The organism is Hymenobacter gummosus, from assembly GCF_003970915.1.
In the GTDB taxonomy this organism is placed as follows: domain Bacteria; phylum Bacteroidota; class Bacteroidia; order Cytophagales; family Hymenobacteraceae; genus Solirubrum; species Solirubrum gummosum.
Window position 1 is genome coordinate 164,094 of the sequence record NZ_RXOF01000006.1, and the last position, 21,339, is coordinate 185,432.

19 protein-coding genes are annotated in these 21,339 nt (G+C 67.9%); 12 read left to right on the top strand and 7 right to left on the bottom strand.

The genetic code is table 11. The features are described from left to right. Positions 1-413 precede the first annotated feature (413 nt). Both EJV47_RS12430 and EJV47_RS12435 read right to left on the bottom strand, forming a co-directional pair. Entirely contained in the window at positions 414-1,403 is a 990-nt protein-coding gene (locus EJV47_RS12430) for a dioxygenase family protein (protein ID WP_126693475.1), read from the bottom strand. 256 nt (positions 1,404-1,659) lie between these two features. Further along, a complete protein-coding gene (locus tag EJV47_RS12435) occupies positions 1,660-2,328 on the bottom strand; it encodes a pirin family protein (protein WP_126693476.1) in 669 nt (222 codons plus the stop codon). Positions 2,329-2,669: 341 nt separating this feature from the next. Between EJV47_RS12435 and EJV47_RS12440 the strand changes: the two genes are divergently transcribed. Then, on the top strand, positions 2,670-4,166 hold the full coding sequence (locus tag EJV47_RS12440; RefSeq protein WP_126693477.1) for a tail fiber domain-containing protein: 1,497 nt from the start codon (positions 2,670-2,672) through the stop codon (positions 4,164-4,166). A 300-nt stretch (positions 4,167-4,466) separates the two neighbouring features. Then, positions 4,467-5,549 (top strand): aminotransferase-like domain-containing protein, encoded by a 1,083-nt coding sequence (locus EJV47_RS12445; protein WP_126693478.1) that lies wholly within the window; start codon positions 4,467-4,469, stop codon positions 5,547-5,549. Positions 5,550-5,555: 6 nt separating this feature from the next. Here EJV47_RS12445 and EJV47_RS12450 read toward each other — a convergent pair whose 3' ends face one another. Both EJV47_RS12450 and EJV47_RS12455 read right to left on the bottom strand, forming a co-directional pair. Beyond that, a complete protein-coding gene (locus EJV47_RS12450) occupies positions 5,556-6,605 on the bottom strand; it encodes an SDR family NAD(P)-dependent oxidoreductase (protein WP_126693479.1) in 1,050 nt (349 codons plus the stop codon). 337 nt (positions 6,606-6,942) lie between these two features. After that, positions 6,943-8,112: an esterase-like activity of phytase family protein gene (locus tag EJV47_RS12455; RefSeq protein ID WP_126693480.1), complete on the bottom strand. Its 1,170-nt coding sequence runs from the start codon at positions 8,110-8,112 to the stop codon at positions 6,943-6,945. Positions 8,113-8,341: 229 nt separating this feature from the next. On the opposite strand from EJV47_RS12455, the gene EJV47_RS12460 reads away from it, so the two are divergent. After that, positions 8,342-9,862 (top strand): M1 family aminopeptidase, encoded by a 1,521-nt coding sequence (locus tag EJV47_RS12460; protein ID WP_126693481.1) that lies wholly within the window; start codon positions 8,342-8,344, stop codon positions 9,860-9,862. Between the two features lie 119 nt (positions 9,863-9,981). Continuing rightward, the gene (locus EJV47_RS12465; protein ID WP_126693482.1) at positions 9,982-10,713 is read left to right on the top strand and encodes a DUF6683 family protein; all 732 of its coding nucleotides are present in this window, start codon (positions 9,982-9,984) and stop codon (positions 10,711-10,713) included. Between the two features lie 68 nt (positions 10,714-10,781). On the opposite strand, the gene EJV47_RS12470 is transcribed toward EJV47_RS12465, so the two are convergent. Next, positions 10,782-11,936 carry an alpha/beta hydrolase gene (locus EJV47_RS12470; RefSeq protein ID WP_126693483.1) on the bottom strand — a complete coding sequence of 385 codons (1,155 nt, stop codon included), beginning with the start codon at positions 11,934-11,936 and terminating at the stop codon, positions 10,782-10,784. Between the two features lie 166 nt (positions 11,937-12,102). Between EJV47_RS12470 and EJV47_RS12475 the strand changes: the two genes are divergently transcribed. Beyond that, positions 12,103-12,654 carry a GNAT family N-acetyltransferase gene (locus EJV47_RS12475; protein ID WP_126693484.1) on the top strand — a complete coding sequence of 184 codons (552 nt, stop codon included), beginning with the start codon at positions 12,103-12,105 and terminating at the stop codon, positions 12,652-12,654. 137 nt (positions 12,655-12,791) lie between these two features. Continuing rightward, positions 12,792-13,229, top strand: a complete 438-nt coding sequence (locus EJV47_RS12480; RefSeq protein ID WP_126693485.1) for a DoxX family protein — start codon at positions 12,792-12,794, stop codon at positions 13,227-13,229. 292 nt (positions 13,230-13,521) lie between these two features. On the opposite strand, the gene EJV47_RS12485 is transcribed toward EJV47_RS12480, so the two are convergent. Beyond that, positions 13,522-14,502, bottom strand: coding sequence for a GlxA family transcriptional regulator (locus EJV47_RS12485; RefSeq protein WP_126693486.1), 981 nt, complete (start codon positions 14,500-14,502; stop codon positions 13,522-13,524). A 334-nt stretch (positions 14,503-14,836) separates the two neighbouring features. Between EJV47_RS12485 and EJV47_RS12490 the strand changes: the two genes are divergently transcribed. Beyond that, on the top strand, positions 14,837-15,223 hold the full coding sequence (locus EJV47_RS12490; RefSeq protein WP_126693487.1) for a hypothetical protein: 387 nt from the start codon (positions 14,837-14,839) through the stop codon (positions 15,221-15,223). Between the two features lie 149 nt (positions 15,224-15,372). On the opposite strand, the gene EJV47_RS12495 is transcribed toward EJV47_RS12490, so the two are convergent. Continuing rightward, positions 15,373-17,307 carry an alpha-amylase family glycosyl hydrolase gene (locus EJV47_RS12495; RefSeq protein ID WP_126693488.1) on the bottom strand — a complete coding sequence of 645 codons (1,935 nt, stop codon included), beginning with the start codon at positions 17,305-17,307 and terminating at the stop codon, positions 15,373-15,375. Positions 17,308-17,565: 258 nt separating this feature from the next. Between EJV47_RS12495 and EJV47_RS12500 the strand changes: the two genes are divergently transcribed. From EJV47_RS12500 to EJV47_RS12520, 5 genes are all read left to right on the top strand, one after another. After that, positions 17,566-17,943, top strand: coding sequence for a hypothetical protein (locus EJV47_RS12500; protein ID WP_126693489.1), 378 nt, complete (start codon positions 17,566-17,568; stop codon positions 17,941-17,943). A 162-nt stretch (positions 17,944-18,105) separates the two neighbouring features. Next, the gene (locus tag EJV47_RS12505) at positions 18,106-19,134 is read left to right on the top strand and encodes a glycosylasparaginase (RefSeq protein ID WP_126693490.1); all 1,029 of its coding nucleotides are present in this window, start codon (positions 18,106-18,108) and stop codon (positions 19,132-19,134) included. After that, positions 19,131-19,841, top strand: a complete 711-nt coding sequence (locus EJV47_RS12510) for a copper homeostasis protein CutC (protein ID WP_126693491.1) — start codon at positions 19,131-19,133, stop codon at positions 19,839-19,841. Before EJV47_RS12505 ends, EJV47_RS12510 begins: the two co-directional genes overlap by 4 nt. A gap of 157 nt (positions 19,842-19,998) precedes the next feature. After that, a complete protein-coding gene (locus EJV47_RS12515; protein ID WP_126693492.1) occupies positions 19,999-20,589 on the top strand; it encodes a hypothetical protein in 591 nt (196 codons plus the stop codon). After that, the gene (locus EJV47_RS12520; RefSeq protein ID WP_126693493.1) at positions 20,586-21,269 is read left to right on the top strand and encodes an OmpA family protein; all 684 of its coding nucleotides are present in this window, start codon (positions 20,586-20,588) and stop codon (positions 21,267-21,269) included. The genes EJV47_RS12515 and EJV47_RS12520 overlap by 4 nt, the downstream gene beginning before the upstream one ends. The last annotated feature ends 70 nt before the right edge of the window (positions 21,270-21,339 follow it).

Below are 21,339 nucleotides of genomic sequence, written 5' to 3' on the forward strand. Positions count from 1 at the left end.
CCAGCGCCCGGCTTCCCCGCGGAAGCCGGGCGCCGTCGTCTCACCCCGGCCATCCGCCGAAGTACGCCCCGGCGCCTGCCCGCTGGACGTCCGAAAGGCGTGGCTGAAGTAGGACTGGTCGTAGAAGCCGGCCGCGAGGCGTGGCGCCGTAAGCGCGAAGCCGGGCCACCACCATTCCCCCGTCCGCCGGGTCCTCAGCCCGGCGCCCTACCCCGGCAGCCCCACCGGCTACATCCCCCACGTCGTCCGGCTTCCCCTGCCTGCTGCCCGAAGGCCGATGCACAGCAGGCATTTTCAAGGGCCCGCGGGGGCGGGGTCCAGGCGGCCCGCACGGCCCCCGTTGCTTCGATAATGCCGCCGCCCGGCTTCCGCAGTGGAAGCCGGGCGGCGGGGTGGCTGGTGGTCGGCGCGGGCTAGCCCTTGCGCAGCAGCTGCGACTGGGTGAAGGTCCCCCCCAGGTTGCTCACCTGCACGTGGCAGACGTAGGCCCCGGCCGCCAGCCCCGACACGTCCAGGTCGATGATCTGCTCGCCGGCCGACAGTGTTCCGGCCAGCTGCCGCAACACCTGCTGGCCCGTCAGCGACACCACCGTCACCTGTACCTGCGAGGGCGTGCGCAGCACTACCGGAATCTTGGTCAGGCCGGCGCAGGGGTTCGGGAAGTTCTGCCGGATCTGGAACTGGCTGATGGCCGCCGCGCTCTTGGTCGCCAGCGCCGCCGACGACACGTACGCGTCCCAGTTGAGCACGTAGCCCGCCGCCACGCTCCCCACGATGGTGCTCATTTCCGTGGCCGTGCCGTCGGAGAAGACGTTGTCCTGGGCGTTGTAGGTGTAGCCGTTCATGCCCTTGGTGTAGCCGGAGGCGGTGGCCGCATTCACCGTCGCCACGGCCGAGCCGGCGCCCTCCGGGAAGGCAATCTGCGAGATGAGCAGGCTGGTACCCGCGGCCGTGTAGATGTGCACGTGGATGTGGGTGGCGCGGCCGGTGTACCAGCCCGGGAAGATGCTGGTGAACGTGACCTGCCCGCTGCTGTTGGTGATTTGCCGGCCCCGCAGGAAGTCCTGGGTGGTGTAGTTGGCCTGCTGCATCTGCGTGCCGCCGTACTGCGAGTAGTTGCCGTCCTTGTCGCAGTGCCAGATATCCACCAGCAGGCCCGCCACGGCGGCGCAGTTGCCGAGCACGTTTTTCACCGTGATGTTGATGGTAAAGGGCACGCCCGTGCGGGTACCGATGATGTTGGTGCGCACAAGGTTGGCCGGGTTAATCGTCGGAAACGGCCCGGCCGTTTCGGTGCTGGCCACCGTGCAGGCCGCGGCGTCGCTGCCCCCCAGCAAGGAGGGGCCCACCAGCGCCATGCCGAGGAAGCCGAAACTCTTGGAGAGGAATTCTTTTCTGTTCATGCGCGGAAAGGTGTTGGCATACGTGAAGGAAAAAGTAAGTTCCGTGCCGGGGGTTACCCGGAAGTCGATGTCAACGGGCGCCGCCGACCGTCGGGCCGGGCGGAGCCGGGGCACCCCGCAGGCAGGCGCAGCCACGGTTGCCGGAAGTCGTTTCCGTGGTCAGGCGACTACCGCCCGGCAGCCCCCGGGCCAGCCCGGCGGCCCTCGACGCGGCGCTGCCCGGTAATTCGTAAAGCAGTGGCGGCCCGCTGGCCCGCTAGTGCCCAGCGCCGAACTCCAGGTAAAGCAGCAGGGCCGTTTCCGACAACGCCTCAAACTCGACGGCGGCGGTGTTCCAGAGCAGCAGCGCGTCGCGGTGCTCCACCAGCCGGTCCTCGATTTCAAACGAGCCGTTGAGCACGTAGCACAGCGCGAAACCCGCCGGCCGGCTCACCGGGATGCGGCCCTTCACGCGGCTGTCGTAGAGGCCCACCCGCAGCGGCCAGGCAGCGGGCGTGGGCGCCACCAGCACGTTGCGGGCCGTCAGCGGCAGCTCGGCTTCCTGCAGCGCCGGCCCCGCGGCCGCCGGCACGGGCGCCCGGATGAGCAGCAGGTTCACCGTTTCGTGCTCGAAGGGGTTGGTCAGCCTGGCCGCCTGGCCCGGCCCCACCGGCACCGCGTACACGCCGCCCGGCACCAGGGCGGTTTCCGCGGCCCCGGCCGCCGTGAGCAGCGCCCCGCCCACGATGGGCAGCACCAGCAGCTGCCCGCCGAGCCCCGCCGCGTCTACCTCCACCGAGGCGCCGGGCCGCAGAAACAAATCGTCGAGGCGGGCGGACTGCTCGAAGGCGGTCTGGTACGCCTCGCTGCCCGCCCCGCGCACGAGGCTGCGGCGGTCGGCCTTCAGAAACCGGGAATGGTAGACGAGGGGCGGAAATGTCAGCATGGCGGCGGGCAGCTAGAACGCCCCGCCGGGCCGGGCCGGGGCGGCGGGCAGCCTTGCCCGCTACCCAAAGATGCGCCCGGCCCGCCCCCCCGCCCCAGCCCACTCGACGGTTGCCCCATCTTCCTCGACCAATCCGCACTAAACGCCTGGGCTCGTGGCCCAACGCCCCCGGCCGGCCCCGGTCCGCCGCGCCCGGCCCCCCAGCCGCCGCAGCCGGGCGCGGGGCCGGCTTCCTGCCCAAATCCGGCCGTTTACCACCCACCGCGGGCCGTTGGCAGCCATTGCGGCGCGGCATGGCGCGGGTGTGCGTAGCTTAGCGAACCGCCTAACCTCCTACTGCTATGAAACACCTGTTACTCCTGCTGGCCGGGTGCGCGGCTCCGCTGCTGGCCCTTGCCCAAACCACCGGCGCCGTCGGCATCGGCACCAGCTCGCCCAACGCCAAAGCGGCCCTGGACATCAGCAGCACCGACAAGGGCCTGCTCATTCCGCGCCTCGACTCGCTGCAGCGCGCCAGCATCAGCAGCCCGCCCGACGGGCTGATGGTGTTCCAGACCGACGGCCGCCGGGGCTTCTGGTACGCCGTGGGCGGCCAGTGGCTCTACCTCCCCGACAAAACCAAGGCCGGCGACAACCTCGGCAACCACACCCTCACCCGCAACCTGAACCTGGCCTCCTTCCGGCTGGTGGGCGGTTCGGCCACCACGCCCGGCACCAACGGCCTGCGCATCGACGGCAACGGGCTGGTGCGCCTCTCCACCGCCATCCGCCCCTCCAACACGTACGACAACGGCGCCGGCCTGCACCTGTTCGACGCCGACGCGGGCCTGCTGGTGCGCACCAGCATCGGCTACGGTCCCGCCGTGCCCCCCATCAGCGGCTCCGGCGACCGGCTGATGTGGACCAGCTACTTCGGCTCCCTGCGGGCGGGCGGCGTCGACGGCAGCCAGTGGGACGCCGGCAACATGGGCTTCTACTCGGCGGCTTTCGGCTACAACAACCTCGTGGCGGGCAACTACAGCCTGAGCAGCGGCTATGATAACGAGGTGCGCGGCTCCTACAACACGGTCCTGGGCCGGGAAAACGCGGCGGACGCTTCGGTCGGGCTGGCGGCGGGGCGCCAGTGCCGCATCGGCGGCACCTATGCCGTGGCCGCGGGCTACTTGTGCAAGGCCCAGGGCACGGCGGCCCTGGCCCTGGGCGAGCGGTGCATTGCCAACGCCAACAACGCCATTGCCCTGGGCCGCTACGCCTCGGCCGCCGGCTACAGCGGCACCCTCACCCTGGGCGACGGCTCCGTCAACGACTCGCTGCGGGCCACGGCCAGCAACCAGTTTTCGGCCCGCTACCGGGGCGGCTACCGCCTGTTCACCAATCCCACCCTGACGGTGGGCGTGCAGCTGGTGGCCGGCGGCAACGCCTGGCAGGTCATTTCCGATTCCACCAAAAAGGAGCGCGTGGTGCTGGCCGACGGCAACCAGTTCCTGGCCCGCATCAACCGCCTGCGCCTGGGCTCCTGGAATTACCGCGGCCAGAGCCCCGACACCATGCGCCACTACGGCCCCATGGCCCAGGACTTCTACCAGGCCTTCGGCCACGACGCCGTCGGCCGCATCGGCAACGACTCTACCATCAACCAGGCCGACTTCGACGGGGTCAACCTGATTGCCATTCAGGCCCTGTACCGCCGCGTGCTGGCCCTGGAAGCCGAAAACGCCCGGCTGCGCCAGCAGCAGGCCACCCAGCAGCAGGTGCAGCAGACCGCCGCGGCCACGGCCGCCCTGGAGGAACGCCTGCGCCGCCTCGAAGCCCAGCTCACGCCCCAGGCCCGGCGGTAGTTCTGCGCGGTGGCGCCCCGCCCCGCAGGCCCGCGCCACCGCGCGGGCGTTGTTGGTACGTCGGGGTGCGCCCGACAGCGTCGGGCTGATTGCCGTTCAACGCTGGCCATTTAACGGCCGCCCGCGCGGTGGTGCGGGCCTGCAGCCGGCAGCCGGAAAGCCAGCCCGGCGCCCGCCCCGCAGCCGGCGTTGGCGGCTGCGCTTACCCCGGCCCGCGCCCAGCGCCCCGCCGATGGTTCCGCGGCCGCGCTTACTTTCGGGGCGCCGGGGCCACCGTCGCTGCCCGGCCCCCGCCCCGCCATGATTGACCTGCGCTACAATTACCCCGTGCTGCCCGAGCAGCACGAGCAGTTCCGGGCCGCCCTGGCCGCCCTGCCCCCTGCCCCGGATTACCTCGACACCGCCCCGCCCGACGGCTACCCCGCCGACCGGCAGGCCGCGGCCACCTGGCTTGCCCTGCCCGACTACCCGGTGGAGGCCGCGCAGGTGCAGCTGGGCACCGGCGGGCACCAGGCCCTGCTGGCCGTGGCCCTGGCCGCCCGCCTGGCCGGCCGCACCGTGGTAGCCGATGCCGTGACCTACAACGGCTTTCTGAGCCTGGCCGCCCAGCTCAGCATCACCGTGCTGCCCTGCCCGATGGACGCCGACGGGATGCTGCCCGCGGCCCTCGACGAGCTGTGCCGCCGGCAGTCCGTGCGGGCCGTGTACCTGATGCCCACCCTGCACAACCCGCTGACCACGGTGATGCCCCTGGCCCGGCGGCAGGAACTGGTGGCCGTAGCCCGGCAGCACGATCTGCTGCTGCTCGACGACGGGGCCTACGGCTTCCTGGAGCCCCGGGAGCTGCCCAGCCTGGCCCACCTGGCCCCGGAGCGCGGCTTTTTCGTGTACAGCATGAGCAAGCCGGTGGGCCCCGGCCTGAAGCTGGCCTACCTGCTGGCCCCCGCCGCCTACCGCCCCGCCCTCACCGATGCCATGCGCGCCAGCAGCGGCTCGGCCGTGCTGTTTGCCCGCCTCGCCAGCCGCTGGCTTGCCGATGGCACCCTTGCCCGGCTTATTGCCCGCAAGCAGGAAGTGGCCCGGCAGCGGCAGGCGGTGGTGCAGCGCGTGCTCGGCACCCTGCCCTACCTCACCCGCCCCGCCAGCTTCCATATCTGGCTGCCCCTGCCCGCCGGCACCGACCTGCCCGCCCTGCTGACGCGGCTGCAGGCGCAGGGCGTGGAAGTGCTCAGCAGCGCCAGCTACCAGGTCAGCCCCGAGCAGCCGCAACCGGGCCTGCGCCTGGCCCTGGGCGCCATCCACGACGAAGCCGAGCTGGCGGAGGGCCTGCGGCGCGTAGCCCGGGAGCTGGCAGCTTTGCCGCAACCAGCCACCGCCCCCTAAGTCGCCCTAGCGTTTCTGCTGCTTGCGCTGCTTATTCTCGGCCTTCATGCGCGCCCGCACCCCGTCGTCGACGCCGCGGCCGGCAGGTATGGGCGCGTGCACGGCGCCCGGGGTAGCCGGGGCGGGCGGCGCGGTCTTGATCTGGGAGCGGTGCACCACGCCTGCCGACAGCCGATCGGTCAGGTGGGGCAGCAGGCGGTGCGAGGTGACGGCGGCGCGGGCCTTCCAGCCCGGCCGCACCTCGGCCCGGGGCCGCAGCGAGGCCCGCACCATGGCGTTGACGACCTTGCTGGGCGGGTCCATGGCGGCCATGCGCGGGGTGCCGCCGCTGTAGTTGGCCGCGTGCGTCCAGAAGGGCGTGTCCACGGCCCAGGGCTCAATGGTCACCACCTCGATGTTGCGCTGGCCAGCCAGGCGCAATTCCTGGCGCAGGGCCTGGTCGAAGTTCAGGACGGCGCCCTTGGTGGCGGCGTACACGGCGTGGTAGGCCAGGGGCACGTGGCTTTCCACCGAGCCCAGGTTGATAAGGGTGCCCCCGCCGCCCTGCTGCTGAAACAGCCGCACGGCCGCGTAGCTGCCGTAGATAATGCCCTTCAGGTTCACGTCGACCAGCCGGGAGTAGTCGGCCAGCGGCATTTCCCAGAACCGCCCGATGGCCCCCACCCCCACGTCGTTCACCCACACGTCGACGCGGCCGTACTGCCTGACGGCGGCTTCGGCCAGGCGCTGCACCTGCTCGGGCTGGCTGATGTCGGTGGGCACCACCAGGGCCGTGCCGCCGGCGGCGCGCACCTTGCCGGCCACTTCCTCCAGCAGCTCGGCCCGGCGGGCGGCCAGCACCACGTTGGCCCGGCAGCGGCCCAGCTCCTCGGCCATGCCCCGCCCGAAGCCGCTGCTGGCCCCGATGATGACGTAGGTTTTGCCCTGAATGCGCCGCTGCCCCGCCGCCCCGACGCGGTGGGTAGCGCAGCTGCCCAGGCAGCCCAGCAGCAGGCAAGTGAACAGCCCCAGGGCCAGCCGCGTCGCAGCCGCCCGGTAAGTAACGCGTTGATGCATAATCAGCGGGTTTGAAGTCGTGAGCGGCTTGCTTCCATACGCTGCCCCCACCCGCCGGGGTATAGCCCAGATTGTCGCCGCGACGCCCGGGCGGCGCGGTCTTGTCAGCGCCGGCCTTATAAGCTTCGGGCTGTACTGCTTATTCCACACGAGTGAATCCGGCGCCGGATTCAGCTTTTTCATCCTCTTCCCCGGTTCGTTACCCGCCGATTAGCAGAGCGGCGCCCGGCTTCCCGTTTGCGGCGGCTGTTGCCTGGTGCGCAAACGGCCCCGAAAAGCAACAAGCGGCGGCCGGAGTACCGGCCGCCGCTTGCGCAGATATGGGGTGAGAATCGGACTACGGAATGACCTCGAAAGCCAGGAACTGCGAAACCTGGGTGGCACCGAAGTTGTCGTCCGACACCATTACCAGGGAGTAGTGCCCGTTGGCCAGCTTCGGGCCGAAGGTCATGCCCTCCAGGTTGTCGACGCGGCTGATGCCGGTGGTGGCCAGATCGAGCACCAGGCGCTTGGTGACGGGCGTGTAGTTGGTGCCGGTGAGGGCCGTGAGGCCGGCCACGTCGGTAGCGGCGCTCAGGTCGATTTCGTAAATCTTCACCTTGTAGTCGGGCGTGGCGCCCACGGCGAAGGAACGCTCCATGGCCAGCAGCTTGGTTTCCGTCAGGGCCAGCACTTCCACCACGCCGTTGAGCTGAAACTGCGTGCTGGGCACCGGGGCGGCGTGCACCGCGTCGAGCTTGTAGGCGAACTGGGCCACGGGCTGCCGGGTGGCGCGGTCGTACTTCAGCAGGCGAATGGTGGCGCCGGCCTGGGTGCTGGAGGCGCGGGGGCCGTCTTCGTAGAGCGGCTCCTCGGAGGCGGTGAAGACGAACTTGCCGCCGGGCGTGAGGCTCATGCCCTCAAACGAGCCGTTGGAGCGGGTGCCGTTGTCGGTGGCCTGGATGCGGAACAGCGGGGGCAGCGCGAAGTCGCCCACGTACGAGCCGTCGGGGTTGGCTTCGCGCAGGAAGGGCTGCACGAGCACCGCCGGCGAGGCCGTGACGTTGCGGATGCCCTCGCTCGACCAGATAAGGCGGTTCGTGCTGGCGTCGTAGCGGATGCCTTCGGGGTCGAGGCTGTTGGCCGGGTCAGCGGCGAGGGTGGCAAAGGCCGAGCCGTCGGGGCGCTTCAGGGGCGTGACGCTGGTGAAGCTGATGTCCGAGAAGCTGTTCTGGTCGAAGGTCAGCCGGGCCGTGTAGAAGCGGCTCATCGGCGCGCTGGCCTGGTCGTCGCACATCAGGTAGTACGTGTCGTTGTCGGCGCGGTAATCGATGCCCGAGAAGCCGCCCAGCCGGGTATTGCTGTACTGCTGGTTGTAGGGCACGATTTTCTCGCCGATAAAGCGCAGCGAGGATACCTGCGTGGGCAGGCCGGTGTTGCTGCCGCTGTCGTCGTCGTCGTTGCAGGCGGCGAGGCCCAGCGGGAGGGAGAGAAGCAGCAGTGCGGCGCGGAAGGTGTGGGCAGCCATTGGGAGAGGAGAAAAAAAGGGGAAGGAAAAGTCCGGCAAAGAACGCCCCGGCAGCGCCTCGGGCCGGTTACGCCAATGTTATAAATTAATCCGGCATTAATCTGCGAACGGCAAGCCGCTGACTCACATCAACGTGTGAAACAACCGAAGCCCGGGAAGCCTAGCTTTGCCGGCGTCGCCCACTCCCCCGCCCTGCTGGGGCTCCCCCCGCTCCGTAACCCGCCCTGCTATGAAACTGCTGCTGCTCCTTGCCGGCCTGCTGCCCCTGCTGGCCCCGGCCCAGTCCCGCCTCGATTACCAGGTGCACTACAGCCCGCAGCTGGCCGCGGAGGGCCTGCGGGTGCAGGTGCAGGCCCGCACCACCCGCCCCGCCGACTCCACCTACTTCCACTTCGCCAACGAGGTGTGGGGCGAGAAAGACCTGCTGCGCTGCCTCACGGGCCTCACGGGCGCGGAGCCCGGCTACCGTTTCCGCGTGGTGCCCGACAGCAGCCGCATCGTGGTGTACCACCCGCGGGGCCGCGACGTGCGCTTTTCGTACCGGGTGAAGCAGGACGCGGCGCAGTACACCAAGGCGCAGTTCAGCCGTCCCTACGTGGCCGACACCTACTTCCACGTGCTGGGCGAGTCCCTGTTTGCCGTGCCCGAGGCTCTGACCAAAACGGCCGTCGAAGACCCGGAAATGCGGGCCACCGTGCGCTGGGTGGGCTTTCCGCCGGATTTCCGGCTGCACAACACCTTCGCCGCGGGCGCCACCGAGCAGACGTTCCGCGGCAAGCTCTGGACGGAGTTTTACCGCTCGCTCTACGTGGGCGGCGACTACCGCCTGCAGCAGTTCAGCCTGCAGAACCGCACCGTGTACCTGGCCCAGCGCGGGCAGTGGACGGAGTACACCGACGCCCGCGTGCTGGAAGCCGTGCGGCAGGCCCTCACGGCCCAGCGCGCCTTCTGGCAGGACGCCGGCCCGGCCAGCTACACCGTGTTCCTCAGCCCCACCGTGACGACTGCCGACACCAGCTGGCACGGGCAGAGCATGAAGGGCAGCAGCCTGCACCAGGGCTTCGTGCTGCAGTCGACCAATAACCCCTACAACAACTGGGATTTGCTGCGCTACATCCTCAACCACGAGATGCTGCACCAGTGGATTGGCGGACAGATCGGGGCGGCGCACGAGGAGCTGAACTACTGGTTTACGGAAGGCTTCACCGACTACTACGCCTTCAAGAACCGCCTGCGCAGCGGGGATTTGACGATGGAGCAGTGGGTGCAGAGCTTCAATGAGGACGTGCTTCAGCGCCTGTACCGCAACGCCGAGCGCAACCAGCCCAACTACCTCATCAAGGATAACTACTGGAAGAGCAGCAGCTTCGGCAAGCTGCCCTACCGCCGCGGGGCCGTCTTCGCGCTCTGGCTCGACCACCAGATTCTGCGCCGCTCGGGCTACACCCGCTCCCTCGACGATATGATGCGCGAGCTGCTGCACCTCTGCCGGCAGCCCGGCCAGAAGTACACCGACGAGCTGTTTCTGACCCTGGCCCAGCGCTACCTGCGCGAGGACATCAGCTACGAGTACCAGAAGTACATGCTCGACGGCGCCGACCTGCCCCTGCGCCCCGAGGACCTGGTGGAAGGCCTGACGGTGGACAACAGCGGCAAGGTGCCGGTGCTCAAGCTCAACGGCCCCGCCGCACCCCTGCGCGAACGGTACCTGAACGAGAACCCCGCCGCCCGGCCCATGGCCCGGCAGTAGCCCGCCGCGGCGGAAGTAGCCCGCATTCAGCGCTTTGCCGCTGGCCACCGCGGAACCGCCCAGCAAACCCAACCGTACATCCTCTGGTCCACCAACCCGGGCTGCGGCCCCCCGGTACCATGAAGATGCTTCCGCTTTTGCTGGCCAGCGCCCTGCTGCTGGCGGCCCCGCGCGCCGGTTCGGCCCAAGACATCGGCCCGGCCCTCGATATGACGCTGATGACCGGCTGGGCCGGCGGCGAGGCCGTGCGCTACGACCTGGAAAAACGCGCCGCCGCGGCCAAGGGCGGCCGAACGGCTACCACCAAAACGGCCACCGCCAGCAGCTTCGCCTACCGCCCCTCCCCGGCCGTGCGCGAGCGGACGGTGGCAAACCTGGCCGCTAAGCTGCAGGCCAGCAACCCCGCCGGCGCCCAGGCCCTCACTGCCGCCTTCGGCCCCGGCAAGCTCGACTACGAGACGCTGTACGCGAAAATCATCAGCGGCACCGGTCTGCGCGCCACCGATGCGGCCGACGCCATGGCCTGTTACCTGCTCACGGGTTACGCAATTGTCAACAATGTGCAGGACGGTAGAACCATCACGCCCGCGCTGGCCAAGGGCGTGCGCGGGCAGGTAGCCGGCATCATGCAGCGAAACGGACAGCTCAAGCCCGACGACCCGGTGGCCGCGGCCCGCTTCGGGGAGGCCTTCAAGCTGCAAACCGTCATCCTGACGGCCGGCTGGGAGGAAGCCGCCAAGAAAAGCACCCTCCCGGCCTACCGCAGCAGCATCGGCTCGATGTTCAAGGGCCAGTACGGCATGGATTTCAGCCAGCTGAAGCTTACGCCTCAGGGCTTCGCGAGGAAGTAGACGATTTATCAAACGCCAAGCGGCCACCCCGACGCCGGGGTGGCCGCTTTGTTTATCAGGCAGGGCGCTTACTTCGTCAAAGCTGATTTCAGCTCGGCGGAGGCCATTGCCTGGGCTTCCTTGGCCTGGGGCACCACCGCGGCCATGCCGAAGAACTCGTGCGTGACGCCGTCGTAGTTCTGGTACTTCACCGGCACGCCGGCGGCCTGCAGCTTGTCGGCCAGCATCTTCCCGTCGCTCATCAGCGGGTCGATTTCGGCGGTGATGAGCGTGGTGGGCGGCAGGCCCTTCAGGTTGGCCGATACCAGGGAAATCATCGGGTTCTTGCCGTCGGCGGCGGAGCGCAGGTACTTGTCGAAGAACCAGCCCATCATGGCCTTGTTCAGCGGCTTGGCCTGGGCGTTTTTCTGGTACGAAGGCGTGTTCAGGTCGTAGCCCGCAATGGGGTACACCAGCAGTTGGTGCTTGGGCAGGGCCACCTTTTTGTCGCGGGCCATCATGCTCACGGCGCAGGCCAGGTTGCCGCCCGCCGATTCGCCGGCCACGGCCACGCGGGCCGGGTCGCCTTTGATGCTGGCGGCGTTCTTCAGCGCCCACTGGTAAGCGGCAAACGAGTCGTTGTGGGCCGTGGGGAACTTGTGCTCGGGCGCCTGCCGGTAGGCCACCGACACCACCACGGCGCCCACCTGCTCGGAGAGGCCGCGGGCCGAGGCGTCGTAGGTATCGAGGTTGGCAATGACCCAGCCGCCGCCGTGGTAGTACACAATCACCGGGAACGGCCCGGCGCCTGATTTGGGCGTGTACACGCGCACTTTCACGCCGGGCATCAGCACACGGCTCATGGTATCGGCCGTGACGGGCGGCATGGGAATGTTGTTCTGCTGCATCAGCTTCATCACCGCGTCGGTGGGCGTGGGCTGTTGCCGCGCCTCCAGGGCCGACAGCGTCTCGATGGGCTTACCGCCGAGGCTGGCCAGGGTTTCCATCACGGCCTGCATTTCGGGCTTGATGGTGGGCGCCCAGGCGGGCGCGGGGCCGGTGGGCTTAATGGGCTGCGGGCCGGCCGTAGCCATGGTGTCGGCGGCCGGGGCAGTGGTAGCGGCCGAGTCGGCCGTGGGGTTGCCGCTGGAGTCGGTGCTAGGGTTGTTGGAGCAGGCAGCCAGCAGGCCCAGGGCCGCGGCCGGGGCCACCCAGCGGGCAGCCAAAAGGTACAAGGAACGCATAGAATAAGGTGTTTGGTGTGTGGTCGGCTAGCACCTACGGCCGGGCCTAGGCTTTTGCTTGACGCTGCCCGAATATTTTCCAGCAAGCTCGGCCGTAACCGCCCGCAGCCCGCGGTAGTCAGTTGGCGCCGATTGCTTTATTTAGGCCGAACTCCTCCCGTCCCCGATGCTGCGCGCCCTCTACTCCGATTCCATCACCCTGCACCTCATCAACGAGGACAACCTGGTCGACATCACCACGCTTTTCCAGGGCTACCCCGACTCCCACGGCATGCTTGACGAGCTGTTCCGGAGCTACCTGCCGCAGTACGACCGCGCCGGCCGCCGCACCAACTTCGGCTTCTACAGCCTGCTGGGCGAGGAGCTGGCCGGCATGACCCTGCTCACCGTCGACAGCTGGGACGAGCTGAGCGGCAACACCGGCGCCGACGTGTTCGAGCACATGCGCGGCCGGGGCGTCACGCCGCGCAGCAAGCCCCACCTGTTCTACCTCGCCTTCGAGCTGCTGGGTCTGAACCGCGTGGCCACCGGCTTCCGCGTGTCGAACCACTCCTCGCGCCGCTCCATCGAGAAAACCCGGGGCTTCCAGTACGAGGGCCGTATGCGCGAATCGGGCCGCAACGAGCAGGGTGAGTTCGAGGACGAGCTGCTCTACGCCATCCTGCGCCGCGACTGGGCGCAGCTCTACGACAAGTCCTTGGTGACGGTGCTGGAGTAGCGGCGCCGGCCAGATTCAGCCGTTTGGCGGTGGCGCAAATACCCCCGTAGTTCGTCGCAAATGGCCCTGGCGTGACGCCTATTTTGCTAATAATTTTGGCATGTAATCAATGTCAAACCTTTTTAGCCAAACGCGCCATGAAAGCCAAAACCGCCACCATCCTGTACCGCGTCTTCACCTTGCCCTTCGCCGCCTTTATGCTGTTCGGCGGCTACGCCGAACTCTCGCACAGCCCCGAGGGCGAAGCCATCATGCGGCACCTGGGCTACCCGCTGCACGTGCTCGATGTGCTGGGCGTGGCCAAGCTGCTGGGCGCCCTGGCCCTGCTGCAGCCCTGGCTGCGTACCGCCAAGGAATGGGCCTACGCCGGCTTCACCTTCAACCTCCTCGGCGCCTGCGTGGCCCGCGCCGCCGCCGGCGACAGTCTGATGCTCATCGTCTCGCCCCTGCTCTTCCTGACCTGGATGGCGTTTTCCTACCTGTTCTGGAAAAAGCGCCAGGCCCAGCGCTTCGCAGCCGAGGTACCCGCCGAGGGGTACAGAGCGCCACTGCGGGCAGTGGTGGCCGCGGGGTAGGGCGTGAGGGTAGGAGTTGTCTGCTGTCATCCTGAGGCGCAGCCGAAGGACCTTCCTCCCACCACGCACTGCCGCTGACACCAATGTGTCAACGCTGCTTGTTGGTAGTAATAACAACATAGAAGCGCAGCCACCAACGCCCAATCACTCGGGCCGCGGTGGCTGCGCTTTTATCGTCCTGGCCTAACGTCTGACCTTAGACTTTAGCGGCGGTGCATGGTGGGAGGAAGGTCCTTCGGCTGCGCCTCAGGATGACAGCAGACAACTCCTACCCTCACACCCCCATACCCTCTTACCCTATCACCACCGCCCGGCTGTATTTGTCGCGGTACTGCTTGGGCGAGAGGCCGGTGATGCGCTTGAAGGTGTCGCGGAAGGCTTTGGCGTCGGTGTAGCCCACCTGGTACATCACCTCGTTGACCGTCTCGCGCGAGGATTCCAGGCTGTTTTTGGCCGCTTCCACCTTCACCCGCTGAATGTACTCGACCACCGAGTTGGCGGTGGCTTTCTTGAAGCGGCGCTCCAGGTTGCGGCGGCTCAGGGCCAGCATGTCGGCCAGCTGGTCCACCGTAATCTTTTCCTGGTAGTTGTCCTCGATGAAGGTCTGGGCCCGCTTCACCGGCTCGTCGTCGTGCTCCTTCTGCCCGTTGAAGATGATGAAGGCCGACTGGCTGACCCGCTCGATATCAATCTGGAACACCTTGGCGCAGGTCACGGCCATGTCGCGGCCCACGTACTTCTCGATGAGGTAGAGCACCAGGTTCAGGTACGAAAACGCCCCGCCGCTGGAGTAGATGCCGTGCTCGTCGGTGACGAGGCGGTCCTCCACCAGCTCCACCTGCGGAAACATGCGGCGGAAGTCGTTGGCCGCCGCCCAGTGCGTGGTGCACTGCCGCCCGTCGATGAGGCCGGTGGAGGCCAGCAGAAAGGCGCCCAGGCACAGGCTGGCCACCTCAGCGCCCTGCTGGTACTGGCGGATAATCCAGGGCACAAAGTCCCGGTTGGCTTCCAGCGCCTGCCGCGGGTCGCCGTCGATGGCCGGAATGACCACCAGATCAGTCTGCTCCACGTCCGCGGTCAGCAGGCGGGTGTGGATGTTGTAGAGGCCCCCGCACACCGGCGTTTCGGCGGTGAGGCCCACCAGCTGCACCTCAAACAGGGGCCGTTGGCCCAGGCGCTTGAGCAGGTTGTTCACCTCGCTGAACACCAGCCGCGGGCCCTCAATGCTCCCGAGCACGGCCCCGTGCGGCACCAGAATGGAAATGCGCTTCATGCTGCCCAAGGTAGCGTAACCGGGCCCGGCTGTCAAGCGCGACTACTAAAATATTTAGCAAATAGAACTGTTCCGCCGCGCCTACCAGCTGCGAAAGTTGAATGCCGGGGCGGAGGTCGGGCTGCCGGTGTCAATGCGGAGTACGGCCGTACCGCTGACGCTGTCTTCCCTCGGGGTTGTGTTAGCAGCAATGGGGGCTGTTTCGGCGGTCGGTGCGGGCTGCCGGGCCGGCGCCCCGGTGTAGCTCGGCCTTATCCTTTTGCCCGCCCGGCGCGTTGGTCTGGGAATCAGTTGCCGTCGTCTGCATCCCGTCCATCACCCAATTCCTTATTCCATGAACCAGCCCATTTCCCGGCAAGCCCACGGCTTGGCCGACCTCACCTACATTCCAACGGTGGCCGCCGCGCCCAAGCTGTTCGGCTTCGAAGAGGAGAAAACCGCCGTCACCGTGTGCTACGCCCTAAGCGGCATGGCCCTGATTTCGGGCCTGATGACCCGCGCCGAGTGGGGCGCTTTTAAGGTGTTGCCCTTCAAAGCCCACATTGCCCTGGACTTCGTCAATAGCGTGACGGCCCTGGCCGCGCCCTGGCTGTTCGGCTTTGCCCACAACAAGCGGGCCCGCAACGCCTTTCTCGGCATCGGCGCCGTGGGGCTGACCGCCGGCCTGCTCACCCGGCCCGAGGAGATGCCGGCGTACCAGTCGGACGAGGACTCCGAGTAGTCCGGAGCCCTTCTACCGAAACAGCCGCGCCGCCTGAACCTTGTTTTCAGGCGGCGCGGCTGTTTTTGGCCATATCGAAGGAAGAGTGAGGCGTACGGGTGATGATGCGGCCCCAGGTTCCTGCCGGCGCTCTGGATGGCACCTGAAAGTTACTTCATCAGCTCCAGCACCATGGCGGTTTTAGCGGGCAGCTGCAGGGTTTTCAGGTCCGCGAGGGTTTCGCCGGTCAGCACGTTGCGGGCCTTGGTGTAGCCGCTCATGCGCTCCGCGAAGCGGGCGGTGGGCAGGGCGGCGGCTTTGTCGGTGGTGTTGGTGGCTACCATCACCGTGCCGGCGTTGTCGTAGCGGAAGTAGGCGTAGAGGCCGTTTTCGGGAATGTACTGCATTAGCTTGCCCGCGTGCAGCGTGGGGTGCGTGCGGCGGTACTGAGCCAGGGTGCGCACGAAGTTGAAGGCGTCGTTTTCGGCCTGCGTGCGGCCGGCGGCGGTGAACTTGTCCTCCTTGTCGCCAGGGAAGCCGCCGGGAAAGTCGCGGCGCACCTCGGCGTCGGAGGGGTTCTTGAAGTTCTTCATCAGGATTTCCGTGCCGTAGTACATCGACGGGATGCCGCGCGTGGTGAGCAGCCAGGTCAGCCCGATTTTATACTTGGCAACGTCTTCGCCCATTTCCGAGAGGAAGCGGTTGTGGTCGTGGTTGTCGAGGAAGGTGACGAGCTTGGTGGGGTCTTCGTACAGCCCGTCCTGGGCCAGGGCCTGGTGCACGCGGTGGGCGCCGTTGTCCCAGCCGGTCACGTCCTTGCCGCCCACTTCCTTCAGCCCGGCCAGCATCCCGCCTTCGAGCACGAAATCGAGCCCCCCCGGCTGGTTGGACTTAAAGGGGAAGTTCACCTTGTTGCGCACGTAGTAGGCCTGGTCCACCACGTTCGACACGGCCGACTCGCCGAAGATGTGGATGCGCGGGTACTCGGCCAGCAGCGCCGCGTTGCAGCGGTTCATGAAGGGCTGGTCGTTGTACATATAAGTATCGATGCGCCAGGCATCCACCCCGAAGTTCTCCACCGACCAGAGCGCGTGCTGAATCAGGAAGTTGGCCACGTAGGGATTCTGCTGATTGAGGTCGGGCAGGAAGGGCACAAACCAGCCGTCGAGCAGCACTTTCCGGTCGATGGCCGCGGCGTGCGGGTCCGTCACGGACTGCTGCCGGTACGAGGTGTTGGTGTAGCTGGGCCACTGGTGCAGCCAGCTTTTCATGGGCAAATCCTTTACCGTCCAGTGGTTGATGCCCACGTGGTTGTACACCGCGTCCTGCACCACTTTCAGCCCTTGCGCGTGGGCCTGCTGCACGAAGGTTTTGTAGGCCGCGTTGCCGCCCAGGCGCCGGTCCACGTTGTAGTGGTCGGTGAAGCCGTAGCCGTGGTAGGCCGAGCGCATGTTGCCGCCCTCGTCGGTGAGCGGCTGGTCGTTTTCGATGACGGGCGTAAACCACACGGCCGTCACCCCGAGGTCCTTGAAGTAGCCGATGCGCTGAGCCGCTCCCTGCAAGTCGCCGCCGTGGCGGTAGAAGGGGTTGGCGCGGTCGGCGTTGGGGTCGGCCATGTCGGCAAATTTGTCGTTCGAGGGGTCCCCGTTCACGAACCGGTCGGGCATGGCCAGGTAGACGAGGTCGGCCTGCGTGACGCCCTGGCCCTTGGCGGCGTTGTCGCGGGCGCGCAGCTCCCAGCTGCGCGTCACGGTCTGGGCGCCCTTCTTACCCACCAGCTTCACCTGCCCGGGCTTGGCCGTGGGGCTGATGCTCAGGTCGAGGAACACGTAGTTGGGGTTTTCGACGGTGTTGGCCTTCACCAGCTTCACGCCGGGGTAGTTGATGGAGTACGTGAGCGTGCCCGCCTGGGGGCCGTACACCAGCAGCTGCACGTCGTGGTGCTTCATGCCCACCCACCAGTTGGTCGGGTTCAGGCGGGTGATGGTGGGAGCGGCGGTCTGGGCGGCGGCGGGCAGGCCGGGCAGCAGGCCCAGAGCCAGCGGCAAAACGCGGCGCAGGCAGCGGCGGACCGACGCGGCGGCCGGAAGGAAGAAGGTGGGCATAAGTAAGCGCGTGGGAATGATGCGGATGGGAGCAGCCGGCCGCGAAGCCGGGAAGCTGCAATATGGGCGCGGCCAAGGTAAATCTGCGCCCGGGCCATTAAAAAACCGCGCAAGAATTGCTCGGCGGCCCGCCCCGGCCGATTGTACATACACGGGGTGGCTTGCACAATGGGAAAATATTTCGTCTTTATATAACTTAAACAATAAATATTTTAACTATAATCACCATCAGTTCCACCACCGTACATGCTCCACCTTATGTACCAAACCGCTACTTCCGCTCCGCACTCCATCCAGCTAGCTGCCCCGCTGGCCCGCTTGAAGGCCCAACTGCCCTCCAGTCCGGTCCTGAAGTCGGGCATGGCCACGGCTTCGGCCGCCGCGCGGGAACAGCTGCTCGGGTTCCTGTCGCTCAACAGCTACTTCACCGCCACCGATTTGGCTGATCTGCGCGAGCTGCTGACCCGCTACCCCGCCGCCGCCGTCTACAACGCCGTGCAGCAGGCCTGCCAGCAGCGCCAGCCCGCCGCCGACGCCGCCAGCCGCACCCGCGAAGCCCAGCTCAGCAAGGTGCTGCTGTCGGCCCTGTTTCACTTCGCCTGCCAGGCCCAGCTGACGCCAGCCGCCACGGCCTGAAGTAGCAGCTGCCCAGCAGCCCAGCCACCGCGAACCGGATTTCGTGCCCCTGGTCTATCCGCCCGCGGCCGGCTCGCCCGTTCCTGCCAATCGGCGGCGTGGTGCGGTTAACCTCGGCTTAACTTTCGTTCTTTGGCGCGCAGTTCTTCGCCTGCTCCCGCCATGTCCAACCGCAGAAAGTTTCTTAAGTCCTCGGCCGCCGGCCTGGCCGCGCTGGCCGCCGGCCGCGCGGCCGCGGCTGCTATTATTCCGGCGCCCCGCCCGGCCGTCGGCCGGCCCATCGTTATTTCCACCTGGGATGCCGGCCTCAACGCCAACCTGGGGGCCTGGAAAGTGCTGAAGCCCGGCGGCCGCGCCCTCGACGCGGTGGAAGCCGGCGTGATGGTGACCGAGGACGAGCTGGGCTGCTGCGTGGGCCTGGGCGGCCGCCCCGACCGCGACGGACGCGTGACGCTGGACGCCTGCATCATGGACGAGAAGTTCAACTGCGGGGGCGTAGCCGCGCTGGAGCGCATCAAGCATCCCATCAGCGTGGCGCGCCGGGTGATGGAGCGCACGCCCCACGTGCTGCTCGTGGGCGAGGGCGCCCAGCAGTTTGCCCTGGCCCAGGGCTTCAAGCTGGAGCCCCAGAAGCTCAGCGCCGACGCCGAAAAAGACTACCGCGAGTGGCTCAAGACCAGCCAGTACAAGCCGGTCATCAACGTCGAAAACAGCGGCAGCCCGCGCAAAGTGGGGCCGGTGGGCGGTAAGCAAAACCACGACACCATCGGCATGCTGGCCCAGGACGCGCAGGGTAACCTCAGCGGCAGCTGCACCACCAGCGGCATGGCCTACAAGATGCGCGGCCGCGTGGGCGACTCCCCCATCATCGGCTCGGGCCTGTACGTGGACAACGCCGTGGGCGCCGCCGCCGCCACCGGGCAGGGCGAAGACGTTATCCGCATTGCCGGGGCCAGCCTCATCGTGGAGCTGATGCGCCAGGGGATGAGCCCGAAAGCCGCCTGCCGCGCCGCCGTAGAGCGCGTGGCCCGCAGCAAGGGCGAGCAGGCCCGCGACATTCAGGTGTGCTTTATTGCCCTGAACAACCGCGGCGAGTACGGCGCCTTCGCCCTGCAGAAGGGCTTCAACTACGCCGTGTGCGCCGCCGACGGCAAAAACGAGCTGTTCGACAGCGAGTACCTGCTGAAATGAGCGGGCGGCAGCTGGAAGTCTGCGCCGCTTCCTTCGCCTCGGCCCTGGCCGCGGAGGCTGGCGGCGCCCACCGCATCGAGCTGTGCCAGAACCTGGCCCAGGGCGGCATCACGCCCTCCTACGGGCTGATCCGGGAAGTGCGGCGGCAGCTCAGCATCCCGGTGTTCGTGCTCATCCGCCCGCGCCCCGGCCACTTCGTGTACAGCCCCGCCGAGCGGGCTATCATGCGCGCCGACATCGAGCAGTGCCGGGCGCTGGGCTGCGCGGGCGTGGTGCTGGGCGTGCTCGACGCAGCCGGCCGCGTGGACGTAGCCGCCTGCCAGGAGCTGGTGGCCGCGGCCGGTCCGCTGCCGGTCACCTTCCACCGCGCCTTCGACGAGTGCCCCGACCAGGCGGCGGCGCTGGAAGACGTTATCGGCCTGGGCTGCCAGCGGGTGCTGACTTCGGGCGGGCAGCCGACGGCGCCGGCCGGGCTGCCGCGGCTGGCGGCGCTGGTCCGGCAGGCGGCCGGGCGCGTCAGCGTCATGCCGGGCGCGGGTATTTCGCCGGCCACCATCCGGGCCGTGCTGGAAGGCAGCGGGGCGCGGGAGTTCCATAGCAGCGCCCGCGGCCCGGTGGTGCCGGCGGCGCGCGGACTGTTTGGGGTGGCGGAGGCAGAAACCGACGCGGCCGTGGTGGCGGAGCTGGTGCGGCGGCTGGCGGAGTAGGCTGCGGGTAGAGCCGGGAATGGCCGCCCGGCAGCGTGGCGTCTCAGGTGGTTGTTTTGGTAATAATCAGCGCAACAAAATGGCACTCTGGTTACGAACTTTCAACCTAGCCCGTCCCTGAGTCATACCCATGCTTCCCACCACACATCCCAACACCATGCATAAGTCCCTCATTCTGGCCGGCGTACTGGCCCTGAGCCTCGCTGCATGCAGTCAGGAGAAAACCGCCGACAGCCCTGAATCGACCACCACCGAAACCACAACAACTACCACGCAGCCCGCGCCGCCAGCCCCTGCCCCGGCCGACGCCGGGGTAGCCCGCACCGAAGCCGCGGCCCCGGCGCCGGCCCCCGCTCCCGCGGCCCTGGCTACCCAGCCCGGCCCCCGCGGCTCCCAGGTAGCCCTGACCAAAGCCCGCGTGGTGGGCGACATTCTGAGCGTGGAGCTGCAGTACATGCTGCCGCCCAGCTCCGACGTCAGCGGCTCGGTGAGTGTGTTCGAGGATATTGACCAGGTCAACTACGTCGACGACGCCACTTCGCGCAAGTACGAGGTGCTCAAGGACCAGCAGGGCAAGTTTATGGCCTCCCCGCTGTCGTTCAATAACAAGCAGTTCCGCGTGGACGTGCGCAAAAACCTGCCGGCCCTCGTCTCGCTGAAATTCCCGGCCCCGCCGGCCACCAGCCAGACCATTTCCCTCCGCATCCCCGAAGCCGGCTCCTTTGATGCCGTAGCCGTGCAACGATGAGCCGCCCCGCTTCCTGTACGGCCGTGCTGGCCCTGGCGGCCCTGCTCGGCCTCGGCAGCTGCTCCGACAAGCCCGCCGACAACGCGGCGGCCGACCCCGGCCAGCCCCTGAGCGGCACCGATGCCCGGCCCATCGGCGCGGCGCAGCAGCCAGCACCAGCCACCACCGCGGCCAGCTCCCCGGCCCCCGACGCAGCCCCGGCCGGCACCGCCACTTCGGGCGCGGGGCGCATGGCCGACCAGGGCCAGAAGCTCACCGGCGTGGTCAGCGACTTGTCGGGCGCGGCCTCCGATTTGGGCGCGAAGATGACCGATATGGGCCTGGTCATCAACTTCGACGCCGACGTACTCTTCGACTTCGACAAGGCCGACACCAAGCACGAGGCGGCGCCCACACTCGGCAAGCTGGCCGAAGTGGTGAAGCAGTACACCAAGAGCCGCGTCGTCATTACCGGCTACACCGATGCCAAGGGCGACGACCAGTACAACCTGGACCTCTCGCGCCGCCGCGCCCAGGCCATTGCCGACTGGCTGAAAACCAACGGCGGCAGCAACCCGGGCCAGACCCAGGTGCAGGGCCGGGGCGAAGCCGACCCGGTGGCCCCAAATACCAAGCCCGACGGCTCCGACAACCCCGAAGGCCGGCGGCAGAACCGGCGGGTGGAAGTGGTTATTTCCTAGCGTCAGCTGCCCCCGCTCCCGATCAGGCCCCGGCCGCGGCGGCTTGGTTGGGAGCCGGCGGGGCGGCGTC